Source organism: Paenalicyclobacillus ferrooxydans (assembly GCF_001399675.1).
In the GTDB taxonomy this organism is placed as follows: domain Bacteria; phylum Bacillota; class Bacilli; order Alicyclobacillales; family Alicyclobacillaceae; genus Alicyclobacillus_B; species Alicyclobacillus_B ferrooxydans.
In genome coordinates this window covers 32,273-46,498 of sequence record NZ_LJCO01000017.1, presented here as the reverse complement: position 1 = coordinate 46,498, position 14,226 = coordinate 32,273, and the positions used below count along the sequence as shown (strand labels likewise).

General features: G+C 53.4%; 12 protein-coding genes. 4 read left to right on the top strand and 8 right to left on the bottom strand.

Features of this window, described 5'->3' with window-relative positions:
• Positions 1 to 61: 61 nt before the first annotated feature.
• The 6 genes from tatA to AN477_RS04395 form a co-directional block, all read right to left on the bottom strand.
• On the bottom strand, positions 62 to 334 hold the full coding sequence (tatA, locus tag AN477_RS04420) for a twin-arginine translocase TatA/TatE family subunit (protein ID WP_083485947.1): 273 nt from the start codon (positions 332 to 334) through the stop codon (positions 62 to 64).
• Positions 335 to 449: 115 nt separating this feature from the next.
• On the bottom strand, positions 450 to 1,310 hold the full coding sequence (locus AN477_RS04415; protein ID WP_054967967.1) for a molybdopterin-guanine dinucleotide biosynthesis protein B: 861 nt from the start codon (positions 1,308 to 1,310) through the stop codon (positions 450 to 452).
• Positions 1,303 to 2,298, bottom strand: a complete 996-nt coding sequence (locus AN477_RS04410; protein ID WP_054967966.1) for a molybdopterin-binding protein — start codon at positions 2,296 to 2,298, stop codon at positions 1,303 to 1,305. The genes AN477_RS04415 and AN477_RS04410 overlap by 8 nt, the downstream gene beginning before the upstream one ends.
• 66 nt (positions 2,299 to 2,364) lie before the next feature.
• On the bottom strand, positions 2,365 to 3,255 hold the full coding sequence (gene mobA, locus AN477_RS04405; RefSeq protein ID WP_054967965.1) for a molybdenum cofactor guanylyltransferase: 891 nt from the start codon (positions 3,253 to 3,255) through the stop codon (positions 2,365 to 2,367).
• Positions 3,242 to 3,889 (bottom strand): 5-formyltetrahydrofolate cyclo-ligase, encoded by a 648-nt coding sequence (locus AN477_RS04400; RefSeq protein WP_054967964.1) that lies wholly within the window; start codon positions 3,887 to 3,889, stop codon positions 3,242 to 3,244. Before AN477_RS04400 ends, mobA begins: the two co-directional genes overlap by 14 nt.
• 31 nt (positions 3,890 to 3,920) lie before the next feature.
• Entirely contained in the window at positions 3,921 to 4,820 is a 900-nt protein-coding gene (locus AN477_RS04395) for a phosphatase PAP2 family protein (RefSeq protein ID WP_054967963.1), read from the bottom strand.
• 180 nt (positions 4,821 to 5,000) lie between these two features.
• On the opposite strand from AN477_RS04395, the gene AN477_RS04390 reads away from it, so the two are divergent.
• Positions 5,001 to 7,172, top strand: coding sequence for an ABC-F family ATP-binding cassette domain-containing protein (locus AN477_RS04390; RefSeq protein WP_054967962.1), 2,172 nt, complete (start codon positions 5,001 to 5,003; stop codon positions 7,170 to 7,172).
• A 55-nt stretch (positions 7,173 to 7,227) separates the two neighbouring features.
• On the opposite strand, the gene AN477_RS04385 is transcribed toward AN477_RS04390, so the two are convergent.
• Both AN477_RS04385 and AN477_RS04380 read right to left on the bottom strand, forming a co-directional pair.
• Positions 7,228 to 8,121 (bottom strand): MBL fold metallo-hydrolase, encoded by an 894-nt coding sequence (locus tag AN477_RS04385; RefSeq protein WP_342668540.1) that lies wholly within the window; start codon positions 8,119 to 8,121, stop codon positions 7,228 to 7,230.
• Between the two features lie 140 nt (positions 8,122 to 8,261).
• On the bottom strand, positions 8,262 to 9,452 hold the full coding sequence (locus AN477_RS04380; protein WP_157061814.1) for an ornithine--oxo-acid transaminase: 1,191 nt from the start codon (positions 9,450 to 9,452) through the stop codon (positions 8,262 to 8,264).
• Positions 9,453 to 9,783: 331 nt separating this feature from the next.
• On the opposite strand from AN477_RS04380, the gene AN477_RS04375 reads away from it, so the two are divergent.
• The 3 genes from AN477_RS04375 to AN477_RS04365 all read left to right on the top strand — a co-directional run bounded on the left by AN477_RS04375 (position 9,784) and on the right by AN477_RS04365 (position 14,143).
• On the top strand, positions 9,784 to 11,358 hold the full coding sequence (locus tag AN477_RS04375) for a sigma-54 interaction domain-containing protein (protein WP_054967961.1): 1,575 nt from the start codon (positions 9,784 to 9,786) through the stop codon (positions 11,356 to 11,358).
• Between the two features lie 378 nt (positions 11,359 to 11,736).
• Positions 11,737 to 12,759 (top strand): LacI family DNA-binding transcriptional regulator, encoded by a 1,023-nt coding sequence (locus tag AN477_RS04370; protein ID WP_054967960.1) that lies wholly within the window; start codon positions 11,737 to 11,739, stop codon positions 12,757 to 12,759.
• A 34-nt stretch (positions 12,760 to 12,793) separates the two neighbouring features.
• Positions 12,794 to 14,143 carry an ABC transporter substrate-binding protein gene (locus AN477_RS04365; protein ID WP_054967959.1) on the top strand — a complete coding sequence of 450 codons (1,350 nt, stop codon included), beginning with the start codon at positions 12,794 to 12,796 and terminating at the stop codon, positions 14,141 to 14,143.
• The last annotated feature ends 83 nt before the right edge of the window (positions 14,144 to 14,226 follow it).

The following is a 14,226-nucleotide window of genomic DNA, read 5'->3' as shown; positions in this document are numbered from 1 at the left end:
CTGGCTCTGTGGGGATCCAGCGGCTGCATGTAAAGACATCTGCGCCGCTGTTTCACTCACTTCACTGACTGGCCTTCTGCTCTTCTTCTGCGGTGGTCTTGAGTTCGATAGGTTGCACAACCGGTGCAGCTTGTACGGCGGAAACAGGCTGAACTGTCTCTTCCTTCGCTGCCTTAGCGCCTTCTTCCATCATACCCTGCGTGGCACTCTTGAACTCACGCAAAGACTTGCCGAACGCCTTCCCAATCTCTGGAAGCTTGCTCGGACCAAACACAAGGAGCAGTGCAACCAAAATTAATATGAGACCGGACCATCCGATGTTAGCAAAATTCACGACGCGTCACCTCCTGTAATATTCAACACCCTCGTTTCTGAACTCCTGCACCGAAATCCCGCACGACCTAGACACCACTGAAATGCGTAATGACGACGACAGTTAGAGAGAGACTTCAAAGCGAGTTATCGCGAATGTGGGTGTACCATAGAGACCTGCATAGATCTCGTAGATTATTCCCATGATACACTGGCAGGTGTTTTTGAGTAAAGGACGCATTCAGAGTCTTGGCTGGTAAATTACTGAGATTTAAAGTTTTCCCGAGCCTTTGCGACTCTCTCCACTCCCATAATGGACTCTCTATCACCGCTTGCACACTGGTAAATGCTTCATTCAAAAGACACTCACGGTCCTCAGGTCCAATCACAACGACTTTTGGCAGATCAGTGTATTTATAGCCTTCCACCAGAATAATGTCGAGTGCTGGACCAACCGCGTTCGCGTGCTGCTCGAGACGCGACAGCAGTTTGTAGACGTCATCTGCCTCGGTGTCTCGAGTGGTACGAAGCAATGTTTGGCCGCCGCCCACGATCATGGTCATCGCGGCGCCCGCTGTGACCAACCGTTCTGTGTCGCTGCCCGGTTTCTCCCAATCATCCGATCGAGGACGGGCGGCTGGCGAGTGGCGTTCCTTGCCACTAGACTCCTTGCCACTAGACTCCTTGCCACTAGACTCCTTGCCACTAGACTCCTTGCCACTAGACTCCTCGACACTAGACTCCTCGACACTAGACTCCTCGACACTAGACTCCTCGACACTAGACTCCTCGACACCAGACACGCTGTCATCCCCAGATCGGTCAAAACGAGACTCCCTGTCCATCCGTCTGTCATCGGCGTGACCGTCGTGTTTTAGCGCGGCAACCAGCAAGCCCATCTCCGTCCATGCTTCCACCATGCGGGTCCCAACCGTCGTTTTCCCAACGTTGTGGCGTCCCACGACGGCGATAATGAGCGGGCCTCTGCCATCACTCATTGAGCCACCCGCCTACGCCGAGCTGCGCGATGTCTGACTTGGTTACCTTCATGCGTGCCAAAACTCGTGGCAACAATACATCAAACGACGTTTTCGCATCATGCAAAACAGCGCCTGGCAACCCAAAAATCGCTGTCTTCCCGCGGTAGGCAAGCATCAGCATTGAGCCCGGCAGCATCGGGGTGCCGTACGTAACAACCTGTGTTGCGGCCTCGCGAATGGATGCAGGGGAACGATCATCGGGATCGACGGACATGCCTCCCGTCACGAGTACCAGGTCCACACCGAGGTCTGCTGCGGATACGATTTCACTGACAATGGCATCTTTCTCATCACCTGGGAACACTTGTCGCCCCACCTGGATGCCATAGGCTTCAAGCTTTGCACGAAGCACAGGGCCGGACTTGTCCTCAATGCGCCCTGACTGAATCTCACTTCCTGTGGTCACCAACGCGGCGGTCTTCATCTTGTACGGGAGAACGTCGATGGCGGAACGCTTGTCTTTTACCTCATTAGCGATGGTGACGACTTCATCCACCTTGTTTTTCTCGATTACCAGCGGAATCGGTCTGACTCCGGCAACCGATGTGCCTTTTGTAACGTGGATAAGGTTTGGGCGGGTCGTAATCGAGATTCCATCAATCAAGTTCATCGCAGTGACTGCCTCTTGGTTGACCCACAGCATACCATCTGTCACCGCTTTCAGGACAACCTTTCCCTCGTGTACTTCTCCCCATTCAAGTCCGTCACCGGCTACAGCTTCCGCCATGATGACCGCAGCATCATTCTCATGCAGCTCATCCGAACCAATCTCAAGGACATATATGTAACGTTTGCCAATATCCAACAGAACCGGCACGTCCTCCGGTTGAATGACGTGACCTTTTGCAAAGGCTCGCCCCTTAAACTGGCCTGGGACAATCCGGGTCAGATCGTGTGCAAGCGTCATTCCAATCGCCTGTTCTACGGGTATCTCCCTTTTCACCATTGCGCTCCCCTCCTGCTCCGTACCAAAACCCGTTCAGTATCTAAATCTATTGTAACGATCACGCACTCACCCTTGAAAGCGATCACAACCAAATTTCAGTGGTTTCTCACCAGATTTCAGTGGTTCCTTACCGGATCGTGCAGATTCCTCTCGTCGATCCGCTTCATTTAACCATTCCGCGTAGTCCTCGGGTGTATGGACAGGCCTCGTTGCCCATTTTGACCAACCTTGGACATCGCTCGACACCGTCTCGACACGCAGGGCTTGAACGGCCTGAAACAAGCGCTTGTCGCCGTTTGAAAAAGCCGCCGCAAACGCTTGACCTGCCCTAGCCCGATAGCAACCAAGCAGTGGTTGCAACATACCTTCGCGCTCTGTGAGCACTGCATCTACACTGGGTGCTTCACTTCGCAGACGATCTCGGCATGCTCGGAGCACATCTGGCTCAATCCCTGGCAGATCACCTGCCACGACAAACACACAGTCTACAGAGTCAGCGCGAGACTCAGCCTGTAACATGTCATCAGCAATCGCGTCCACAGCACGGGGCCACGCACGGGCAATGGCGGCCAATGGCCCCTGGTAGAACTCGTCATCAGCAAGCGAGCGCAGGTCAGAGCCCTGCTCAAAGTCATTCGCCGCCAGAGCGTGCTCGGGCGGGGTCAAAATCCACACCACATCCGCGACAGCACGTACCACTTTGACAACATGTTCAAGAATGGTTTCCGGTTGGCCTGTGAGATGCACCTCATCTCGAGCTGTCGGATGCACCTGATTGCGGCCTGTGAGAAGCACATCATCTCGACCTGTGAGATGCACCTCATCGCGGTGTTTCGATACGGCCAAGGTCAGCTTGTCCCGCCCCATCCGGCGGCTTTGGCCCCCCGCCAGCACAAAGGCAATGGAATGCCCAAGCGGTCCTCGATCACCAGTGAAGCGCTCACTACTGAAGCTCAACGCCCTTGCACTCCCTTACCCCGTTCTCTGTGGCCAGAGCGTGCATCCGAATATCATGTGATTCTCCTGGAAGCGTGCTCGCCAGCTGACACTCGTAGGCAACGCCGATGCGCCGCGCAGTGACCCCAGGGTGAGAAAACAGGCGGTCGTAATAGCCGCCTCCGTAACCGAGCCGCCATCCGTCTTCCGTAAAAGCAAGGCCTGGGACGCAGAACACAGAAACTTCAGCCGGCTCAACAAGCGACGTGCCTCGGTCTGTCAAATCAGGTTCGATAATTCCAAGTGCGCCGCTGCGCCAGATGGTTTCCCTGGTCACTGCCGCAAAGCGTAATTGCCGCACCTCGGTATCTGTCACAGGAACGACCGTTCGCCAACCGAGAGTCGCAAAGGCTTCAGCCATTTCCCACACACTCACTTCACTGCCCATGGGGCGGTACAATGCAACCGTCATGGTGCCATGGGTGTCGTTCCCATGCCCATTTGCCAGTCCCTTTGCGATGTCAGACAAAAACGGCATCAGCCCTGCGCATAACTGTTCATCTTTGGTTTTGCGCATCGCCTCTGAAAGTTGTCCACGCACCCTGATGTAATGACGCCTGAGCTGCTTTTTCTCGGTGCTCTGTTGGGTACTCAAGTGATTTGACTCCTCCTTGCCCGTCCGTCGCTTACTGACTGGCCTCACTCTTCTGATATAAGCCGCTGCGCAAAAACACGTAAGGAGCGCCGAACGTTGCCCACAAGCCAATCAGCACATCTCGTACAATGATCCACACCAGCACATCTGCAGGCCACTTTATGAACCATTGTAACGCAATTAGTCCTGCCATGCCGATGACAACGGCACAAACCCGTTTCCACCAGGTTTCTGACAACTCCAGCCCAAGCCAGCGTTCTTCCATAACAGCACCAACGCCGATCCCAAGGAGGAGACTCGCATATTGCGCGGAAGCTGTGCCTGTATGGATGATGAACATCACAAGCGGGATGCCCACAGCAAACGTCATTCGCACGTTGAACGCGAACTGCCGATAACTCCACCAGCGTCCGAGCCCCCAGCCGACAAACACAAACACAAGTCCTATCAACCAACCAATCATCACATCAAGCGGCCAATGCAGACCAAAGTAGACCCGTGAAGCGCCAATACCAAAAGCGAGGAGAAGTGCGAGAATCCAGAACCACGCTTTGCCAACCCAGCGAGCGACCAAACCCCAGAACGTGATCGAACCTTGGGCGTGTCCACTTGGCATCGCATACCCTGTCGCCGTGGCCGTATGAGACGATTGAATGCCTGGGATGCCCATCGGACGGACCACGCGCAAGGCGTCTTTCATCCACCCATTGACAAACATCGAAGTCAGAAAGACATACGCCAGTCGTAATCCGAGTTGCTTGCTAATCCCCCAAAAGATAACCGGGAGTACGATAACGTAAAACCGCTCTGTCCCCAATATCGTAAGGTAATGAAGTACTCGCTCAAGCCACGGTGCATGGATAGTCTGTATCCACCGTATCCATTCATACTGCCAGACATAACCGTGCGGCATCGGAAAATCCGGACTCACTCAGAACGCCCCCTTCATCGCCCGCCCATCTGTGTTCCCCTCGTCAGAACGCCAGCTTCATTGCCGTAGCCAGCGGACATGCGATACACTGAAGTGGACTAAAGACGGGCGGACGCATTGTCGGGTTGTGCACGTCCACACAACCAGTTCGATAGAGTCTATGAGCGCAAGGGGACAACCATGATACTTCTGCAGGCAAGTCATATTACAAAACAATACGAGGGTCACGAGGTTCTGCTGGATGCATCTGTCGTTGTCCAAAGCGGCGAACGAGTAGCTCTGGTCGGGGTAAACGGTGCGGGAAAGTCGACGCTGCTTCGGATTCTAATCGGGGAAGACCGGGCAGACACGGGCGATCTCAGTGTGGCAAAAGACGTGGAAGTGGGGTATGTGGCCCAATTTGTCGAGGCCGGCGAAGACACGGTTGTCTACGTTTACGTGGCACAGTCATTCTCAGACATTTACGCGATGGAAGCGCAGTTACAGACGTATCAAGAGCAGATCGCGGACCCATCCGTGTATGAAGACCAGGAGCGGTTTGCGGACATCACGAGTGCCTACGATAAGCTCATGCACCGCTTCGAAGAGGCGAATGGATATGCTGTAGAGGCCCGTATCCGCAGGGTGCTGGACGGGTTGCAGTTTCCAAAGGAGATGCATCGCTTGCCCGTTTCCGTCCTCAGCGGTGGACAGAAGACACGCCTGTCACTAGCCCGTTTGCTCGCAACAGAGCCAGACGTCCTGGTCCTCGACGAACCAACGAATTACCTTGACACGGATACGCTCACTTGGCTCGAAGACTACCTGCGCGGTTATGCCGGCGCACTGCTTGTTGTCTCCCACGATCGCTACTTTCTCAATAAGGTCGTCAACGTGGTGTACGAGCTCGAGGATGGAAAGACAACACGCTACACCGGTAACTACTCGGATTATGTGGACCAAAAATCAGCTCGTTATGAGTCAGATTTGAAGCGGTATGAAGCGCAGCAAGAAGAAATTCAACGCATGGAAGAGTTCGTTCAGAAAAACATCGTGCGTGCTACCACCACCAAGCGTGCCCAAAGCCGACGCAAAATGTTGGAACGGATGACCAAACTCGAAAAGCCGTCTGGCGGCACGCCGAAGATGGCCCTTGCGTTTACAACCAACAGAGCTTCGGGCAAAGACGTCCTCCACGTTCACGATCTCGTTGTCGGATATCCGGACAAACTCCTGCCTGGTCCGCTCAACCTCTATGTATCACGTGGGCAGCGGGTCGCAATCCTTGGACCGAACGGGATCGGCAAGACATCCTTTCTCAAAGCGTTACTCGGCCAACTGAAGCCGATTCAGGGATCGATCCGATTTGGTACCAACGTGGACCTCGGCTACTACGATCAAGAACAGTCGTATCTGCACGCCGACAAGACTGTGCTTCAGGAGATCTGGGATGAATACCCGACACTCGACAAGACAACGGTCCGAACAGCACTTGGCCGGTTTTTATTTCGCGGCGAAGATGTGAACAAGTCAGTCGGCAGCTTAAGCGGCGGCGAGAGAAGTCGACTCTCCCTGTGTCGACTGATGCTGCAAGGGTCCAATACCCTTGTCATGGACGAACCGACCAACCACCTCGACTTACTCGCGAAAGAAGTGCTCGAGGATGCACTCTCTGATTACGAAGGAACACTGATTTTTGTCAGCCACGACCGTTACTTTATCGATGCTCTTGCGACACACGTCGTGGTTCTGGATACCGAGGGCTTTACGACCTACATTGGCAACTACAGTGACTACATGCGCAAACGGGCAGACGATGAGAAATGGGAGGAGCCGGAAGGGACAGACCCGGAAGACCTCGACGATTTGTCACGCTCTGTCGGCATCCGCCAGGGTCACGGTATGCACGGAGCCGTGCGGAAAAATCCTTCTCAAGGAAATGCCCATTCAACTTCAAGCACCGTTTCTCCAAAGGGCACGGGTGCAGGTACCATGCATGATGCAAGTACTCGGACAGGCACCGAACCGGGAGCGAACGAGAGAAAGGGACAGAGTGCAGGACCTAGGCCGACGACAGGAACCGGACAGTCTGTCGGGACTGGCGGCTCAAGTGATGCCAAACGCCACGTCCGCTCTGCAGACCTCCGTAAGGCGCGAGAACGGGTTGCTGCTGTAGAGATGAAGATTGAGGAAATTGAGCGGCGACAAAACGAGATCGGCCGTGAAATGACTGAGGCTGCCATGAACCAGGACGTGGAGGGCACGCTTGCACTGCAAAGTGAACTCGACACCTTAGACCAAACACACACTGAGCAGCTTCTCGTATGGGAAAAGCTAGCTGCCGAATTGGAAGAACTGGAGTCCCAACTGTGATAAGGAGCTTCGCATACTTCTAGGACGTTTTGGACCAATGCCGGTTACCGATCCGTCATTGCAAGAAACGCTCCTCATCAGGCATGGCTAGCTCGTCAAAGCGGGCTGCGAGATCAATCAGCCCCTCCTGCAGCGAAGCGCCTGACATGGCAAGACCATGACCCGTGATGGCCCATGCGGGATGAAGCATTGCTAAGAGACGCACCGAATTCCACGCCGCATCCCAATCCGTCGTAAAGTATGCCGGTGGTCCATGCACTTCGGCGTGCTGTGTAAGCACGGCAAGCAAAGACTCCTGTTTTACAGTGGTAAAGGCATCCCCGGCGATCAAGGCTCCGTCGTGTTCGCGGTAGAAGGAGACATGTCCAGGCGTGTGTCCTGGAGTATGCAACCAACGCCAATCGGACAGACCAGGCACACTGCCGTCTTTTGGCAAGGCTTGAACGTGTTGTCCCAGATGAATCGGATCGCGTGGATACAGCGGCGACAACAGAGACATAAGGCCACCTCCCGCTCCTGGGTTTGCTGGAGGATAATCCGACTCGCCCGTCAGATAGGGAAGTTCCAATGGATGAGCGTAAACAGGCACATCCCACCGTTCGAGCAATGTCGAGACGGCACCCACATGGTCAAAGTGACCGTGTGTCAGGATAATGGCCAGCGGCTTCCCGGCAGGACCAAAGCGTTCTTCCGCAACCTCCAGTATCCGCTTGCCTGCAGGCGACACACCCGCATCGACAAGCACGAATTCACCTGAATCCCCAGCTGCAATAAAACACACGTTGGCAATCTGCGTACGAGTGGGATACAGCCCGGGAGGTGTGTCACCAAGCACATGCAATGGGATGTCATTTTGCAGGTCAGAGCCGTGCCCTTCCTGGTGCATCAATAGTTCATGGTTGAGTTCATGGTTGCTTTCGGTACTTTCAATACGCTCATCCTCGTTCATGAGAACCACCTCAGATGTCAGGGTACCGAAATCAGTCTTCGGATATGTACCAAATTGGATACCGGCGAGAGCGATGAAGCCTGACAAAGCAAAGCCCGGACTTTTGTTCGTCCGGGCGGCGGGTGCAGCAAGTATTGAGTTTAACCGAGAACCTTCTGAATGCGTTCAAATGCCCAATCGAGTTCTTCTTTCGTAATGACCAGCGGCGGAGCAAACCGGATGGTGTTTTCGTGTGTTTCCTTCGCCAGGATCCCCATATCTTTCAGACGCTCGCAATACGGACGGGCCTTCGTTTTCAATTCGATGCCGATGAATAAGCCGCGGCCTCGGATCTCCTTGATTTCCGGGTTGGACAAGGTCCGCAGTTTGCTGACAAAGTACTCACCCAACTCCGCAGAACGATCCGGCAAGTGTTCCTCCTCGATGACCTCAAGCGCTGCAAGTGCGACAGCACAACCGAGCGGATTTCCACCGAACGTTGAACCGTGCGATCCCGGTTCAAATACCCCGAGCACATCCTTGTTGGCAGCGACGGCTGACACGGGGATGACACCGCCCCCCAAAGCCTTGCCGATGATGTACATGTCCGGTATGACAGATTCCCAGTCACACGCAAACATCTTGCCGGTGCGGCCGAGACCGGTCTGAATTTCGTCTGCAACAAACAGGACTTCATTCTCACGACAAAGTTCGTAGGCCTGACGCAGGAAGCCATCTGGAGGAATGTTAATACCTGCTTCGCCCTGAATCGGTTCGACTAGGAAAGCCGCTGTGTTCTTGGTGATAGCGCTGCGGAGCGCTTCAATGTCCCCGTACGGAATAATCTTGAATCCCGGTGTCAGTGGCCCGAACCCGCGTTGATACTCCGGATCGGACGAAAACGAAATGATTGTCGTTGTGCGACCATGGAAGTTACCAGTACAGACAATGATTTCAGCCTGACCATCCGGCACCCCTTTCACGTCGTAAGCCCAGCGACGGATGGCTTTGACCGCCGTCTCGACAGCCTCCGCCCCAGTGTTCATGGGCAGGATCATTTCCTTCTGAGTGATGCTCGCCAACTTCTCGTAAAAAGGTCCAAGTTTGTCGTTATGGAAGGCCCGCGAGGTCAAGGTGATGCGCCCCGCTTGGTCGGTTAGGGCCTCAATAATCTTAGGATGGCGATGTCCCTGGTTAAGAGCCGAATAGGCGCTGAGCATATCCATATAGCGATTCCCTTCGGGGTCCTCAACCCAAACGCGTTCCCCTTTGACCAACACAATCGGAAGCGGGTGATAATTGTGTGCTCCGTACTTTGACTCCAGTTCCATCATGGATGTGGTTATCTCCATGTCAAACCCTCCCTATAAAAAACTCTACCTCAACGATTCCGTTTTATAGACATATGCAATTTTCGTGCCACCAGGTCAAGATACCCGTTTCCCGGCAAGAGCGAACCCGAACCTGCTACGCTTCTGAGCTGATTTGTCAATGATTCACCTCATTCGCCAGCACTGATCAACCAATACTTCATAATCACCTTAATGCTCATAAATGCTGCTAAATGCTCATGGTGCAGAGTGAATTTGCATAGCGCAAATAATATTTGCCTTTCAATAGCAAAAATAATTTGCGCCAAGTGATTTCCGATGTACACTGAACTTGTGAGAGGAGACGATTCAGATGGCGTTACAGCTTCCGGATGCGTTTTGGTCCACTGTTCATGCGTTTATATTGAGCTACATTGACGAAGGGATTCACGTGATCGATTCCGACGGTGTGACGAAGGTGTATAACCGTAAGATGGCTGAGCTAGAGGCGATGGAGCCTGACGACGTACTTGACCGCCGCATCTCTGACGTGTTCCGGTTTGCTGACAACGAAGACAGTACGCTTCTCTTCGCCCTCCGGGAGTGTAAGGAAACGCGTAATATCCGTCAAACTTACTTCAACAATCGCGGCAAAGCGATTACAACGGTTAACGATACATATCCTCTTCTGGTCGCCGAAAGGGTGATCGGTGCCGTCGAAATCGCCCGCGATGTAACCACGATGGAACAGGTCCTGCAAGACCGTTTGCAGCCATCCCTGCAGTACACGTTTGACCGGATCATCGGAGAAGACTCTGGGCTTCAGGACGTGTTGCAGCAGGCTAAACGGGCAGCTCGCACCGTGTCCTCAGTTTTGATTGTGGGAGAGACGGGTACAGGAAAGGAACTGATTGCCCAGAGTATGCATCAGGCCGGTCCGCGCGCACACGGACCTTTTGTCTCGCAGAACTGCGCCGCGTTGCCTGAGAGCTTGATTGAGGGACTGTTGTTTGGGACTGTTCGAGGGGCATTTACCGGGGCGATTGACAGGCCCGGTCTAATTGAACAAGCAGACAAGGGCACACTTTTGCTCGACGAACTGAACGCGCTTAGTCCAGCGTTGCAAGCGAAACTCTTGCGCGTGCTTCAGGAGCGGACTGTTCGAAGGGTTGGCGCGACAAAAGACAAACCAGTTGATATTCGAGTCTTAGCGACTATCAACGAGGATCCGGTGGACGCTGTTGCCGCAAACCGCTTGCGCAAGGACCTTTATTATCGACTCGGGGTGGTCACATTGTTCCTCCCCCCGCTGCGAGAGCGACCTGGTGATATTCCCATTCTGGTCCAGCACTTTATCGACAAGTACAATCAATTGTTTCACCTCAAGGTACAAGGCATTGAGGCGTCCCTGATCGAGCGGTTTACGCACTACTCATGGCCCGGAAACGTACGCGAATTAGAGCACGCGATTGAGGGCGCCATGAATCTACTCGAGGGCGATAACGTGATTCATGCAGAATCCCTCCCATTTCACATCCGCAGACGGCTGACCCAGGGCAGCAAGGCGAGTGCGCATCTTAGCGACGGGATGGCTAGGCACAACGACGCACCCCAGAAGCAAGACACAGCGGCTGAACATCCAGCCGTCGAAACTGCAAGTGCGACCCCTGAGGTCTTCCCTCAGTCGAATGGCAGTGTGGGCACATCTTGGGTCACTCCATCTGTCACTCCATCTGTCACTCCATCTGTCACCCCATCTGTCACCCCATCTGTCACCCCATCTGTCGGGTCACGACCAGACCTGCATACAGTCTTGGAAACCTATGAACGGGCATACATTGGTGAAATCCTCTCTCGTGCGGGCGGCAACGTTTCCCAAGCCGCACGGATACTTGGCCTCAGTCGTCAAAACCTGCAATACCGCCTGCGAAAGTTGGGTCTGCGCTGACCCAAGCAACGCAGTTGGGTGGTTGCCGATATTAGTACGGTTATGAAACCGATAACAGAAACATGTACAACTTTCTCGTGGGATTAAGGATAAACAGAATGAAGCCGTAGGTCGACTGACGTGAGAGCGCTCTCATCCTTAGTCCTTGAGACGCACCAAAGCTGAATCAGTTCTCTGAAATTGGTCGAATTTACATGAAAACATTCCCAATCCTAGCAGAAAAATACATATTGAACAGCAGTCTTGACAGCGTTTTCGAAACGAAGTATGCTATCCGCAATGAAACCGTTTTATGAAAATAATTCATAGTTGTTTCAGGAATTCATGCACTTGTGTCATGCGTACTGAGATGGCTTTGCAGACATTCGGAGGTTAATCATGAAGGTCACAATTCGGGATGTTGCAACGCATGCCGGCGTTTCGCCTGCGACCGTCTCCCGCGTGCTGAATCGCCCAGAGTTGGTTGATGAAACTACCAAAGAAAAAGTTCGGCATTCCATGAAAACGCTGCATTTCCAGCCGAACGCTATCGCTCGCGGACTCAGCTCTCAGGCAACGCACACCATCGGCCTGGTTATTCCTGGAATCAACGATTTGTTCTTTACTGAACTGTATGGCGGAATTGAGCGAGCAAGTCGGGAAAACGGTATGAAAGTACTGCTATTTGACTCCCAACATTCACGCAGCCGCTCACTGGAAGGTTTCGCATTTCTAAAACAGCATCAAGTAGAAGGCATCATCTTCAGCAGTAAAGTTGTGACCGATGATTACGATGCGTTGTTGCAACGCCTGCAAATCCCTGTAGCTCTCACTCTAACTGAAGCAAGAGGCGGAATCTCTCTGCCAGCTTACAAAGTTGATGAAGTTCGGGCAGAGTTTGATGTTGTGTCATACCTGGTGTCGCGGGGTCATCGTCGGATTGGAATGATTACAGGCGAAGAAACAGATGATATCACCGGCGAATTGCGTCTGCAGGGTTATCGAAATGGTGTCATTCATTACGACATCGGATATCACCCAGAGTGGGTAGAAGTCGGAAATTATCGGTTTGACAGTGGTTATACAGCAATGCAGAAGCTCTTGGAGCGTCAGTCCGTCAATCAGCTCACCGCTGTGTGTGCAGCGAGTGACGAAATGGCACTGGGTGCAATGCGTTGCTTGTATGATATGGGCTTACATGTTCCAGACGACATGTCCATCGTCGGATTTGACGACCTGACGATGGCACGGATGACGATCCCTGCTTTGACTACGGTGGCACAACCCTTTGCTGAAATCGGGGCCCAGGCAGTACATAGTCTCCTCGGCATGATTCAACATCCGAAGGAACCGAAGCCAACTGGGGTGTATTACTTGCCTCACCGAATGGTTGAACGGGAGTCCGTGCGAAGCCTGTTGTAGTTTCAGGTTCAACAGTGAAAAGGGGGATTTCAGAATGAAAGGTCTTTACAGAGGCGGCGCCATTCTTGCCACGCTCACAGTCGCTGGCGGGTTGCTTGCAGGTTGCGGCACGGGTACCAACAACGCTTCCAATGGAACAGCAGGGACAAATGCAACCACCAACAGTACCAACACCGCTGCAGGTTCCGGGGCCGGCGGCGTTGTCAACATCGTATGGGCTGCGCCTCCGATTACCCACACCGGACTTCGGCAGACCCTGATTAGCAAATTCAATGCGGAGCACCCCAATATCCACGTAACCCTTCAAGACCAGAACAGCAACACTGACACCAACCGTGCCAGCCTCACAACCACGATTGGCGGCGGTGCTGCGACACCAGACGTATATATGGGCGATGTTGTTTGGCCGGCGCAGTTTGCCAGTAACCAATTAGCTATGCCGCTCAACGGAGTTGTTCCATCGAACTTTTTTAATCGATTCTCGAAGGGCTTGGTGCAAGGTGCGACCTACCAAGGCAAGGTTTATGCAGCCCCGTTCTTTGCTGACTCGGGCTTCCTGTTCTACCGCAAAGACCTTCTGAAGCAAGCTGGTCTGCCTGTCCCAACCTCTTGGCAGCAAGTACAGCAAGAGGCAGAAACCTTGCAGAAAAAAGGTCTGGTCCAATACGGCTTTGTCTGGCAGGGAGCGTCTTACGAAGGTTTGACGTGTGACTTTACAGAGTACTTAACGGACGCAGGCGGACAGGTACTCAACTCAAGCGGCAAAGCTGCCATCGACTCACCGCAAGCAATCAAAGCCCTCACCTTTATGCGCGGGCTCATCACCAGCGGCGTGACTCCAAAGTCAGTCATCAACTTCCAAGAACCACAATCTGAGGACGTGTTCGTCCAGGGCAACGCTGCATTCCTCCGTAACTGGTCGTATGCATGGTCGGACTCGCAAAACAACAAGAGTTCCAAGGTTGTCGGCAAGGTTGGTGTAACTGTGCTTCCGACCTTTGGCGGCGCAAGCGGGTACAGCACCATCGGTGGCTGGGACTTGTACATCAACCCGCATACGCAACACACACAGGCTGCGGTTACATTTATTGACTGGATGACAAACACGCAAGCACAGACCATTTTGGCCAAACAGTTCTCTGAAATCCCGACCAATGCTCAGGTCGCGAATGATCCATCCGTGCAAGCAGTCAGCCCCATCTTCGGGCTTGTCAGCAAGACGCATTACGTTTCTCGTCCAGATCAGAACCCGAACTACCCGGCCATCTCGAAAGCCCTCTACACGAACGTCAACGCTGCTCTGACGGGTTCAGTGAGTGTTTCGGCTGCGTTGCAGCAGGCACAAACGCAAATTAACCAGGCTGCAAGCGGCGGCGGACTATAATCGTTTCAAAGTCCCGAATTGGGATGTTTCAATTCGAGTCAGGAGCGGAGGGTGTGGTCAGCCACACCCTCCATCCAATATTG

Bases quoted from the DNA above. Each gene is read 5' to 3' on its own strand.
- AN477_RS04415 (WP_054967967.1), bottom strand. From the start codon at position 1,310: ATGAGTGATGGCAGAGGCCCGCTCATTATCGCCGTCGTGGGACGCCAC.
- AN477_RS04365 (WP_054967959.1), top strand. From the start codon at position 12,794: ATGAAAGGTCTTTACAGAGGCGGCGCCATTCTTGCCACGCTCACAGTC.
- AN477_RS04390 (WP_054967962.1), top strand. From the start codon at position 5,001: ATGATACTTCTGCAGGCAAGTCATATTACAAAACAATACGAGGGTCAC.
- AN477_RS04410 (WP_054967966.1), bottom strand. From the start codon at position 2,298: ATGGTGAAAAGGGAGATACCCGTAGAACAGGCGATTGGAATGACGCTT.
- AN477_RS04380 (WP_157061814.1), bottom strand. From the start codon at position 9,452: ATGGAGATAACCACATCCATGATGGAACTGGAGTCAAAGTACGGAGCA.
- AN477_RS04385 (WP_342668540.1), bottom strand. From the start codon at position 8,121: ATGAACGAGGATGAGCGTATTGAAAGTACCGAAAGCAACCATGAACTC.
- AN477_RS04370 (WP_054967960.1), top strand. From the start codon at position 11,737: ATGAAGGTCACAATTCGGGATGTTGCAACGCATGCCGGCGTTTCGCCT.
- AN477_RS04375 (WP_054967961.1), top strand. From the start codon at position 9,784: ATGGCGTTACAGCTTCCGGATGCGTTTTGGTCCACTGTTCATGCGTTT.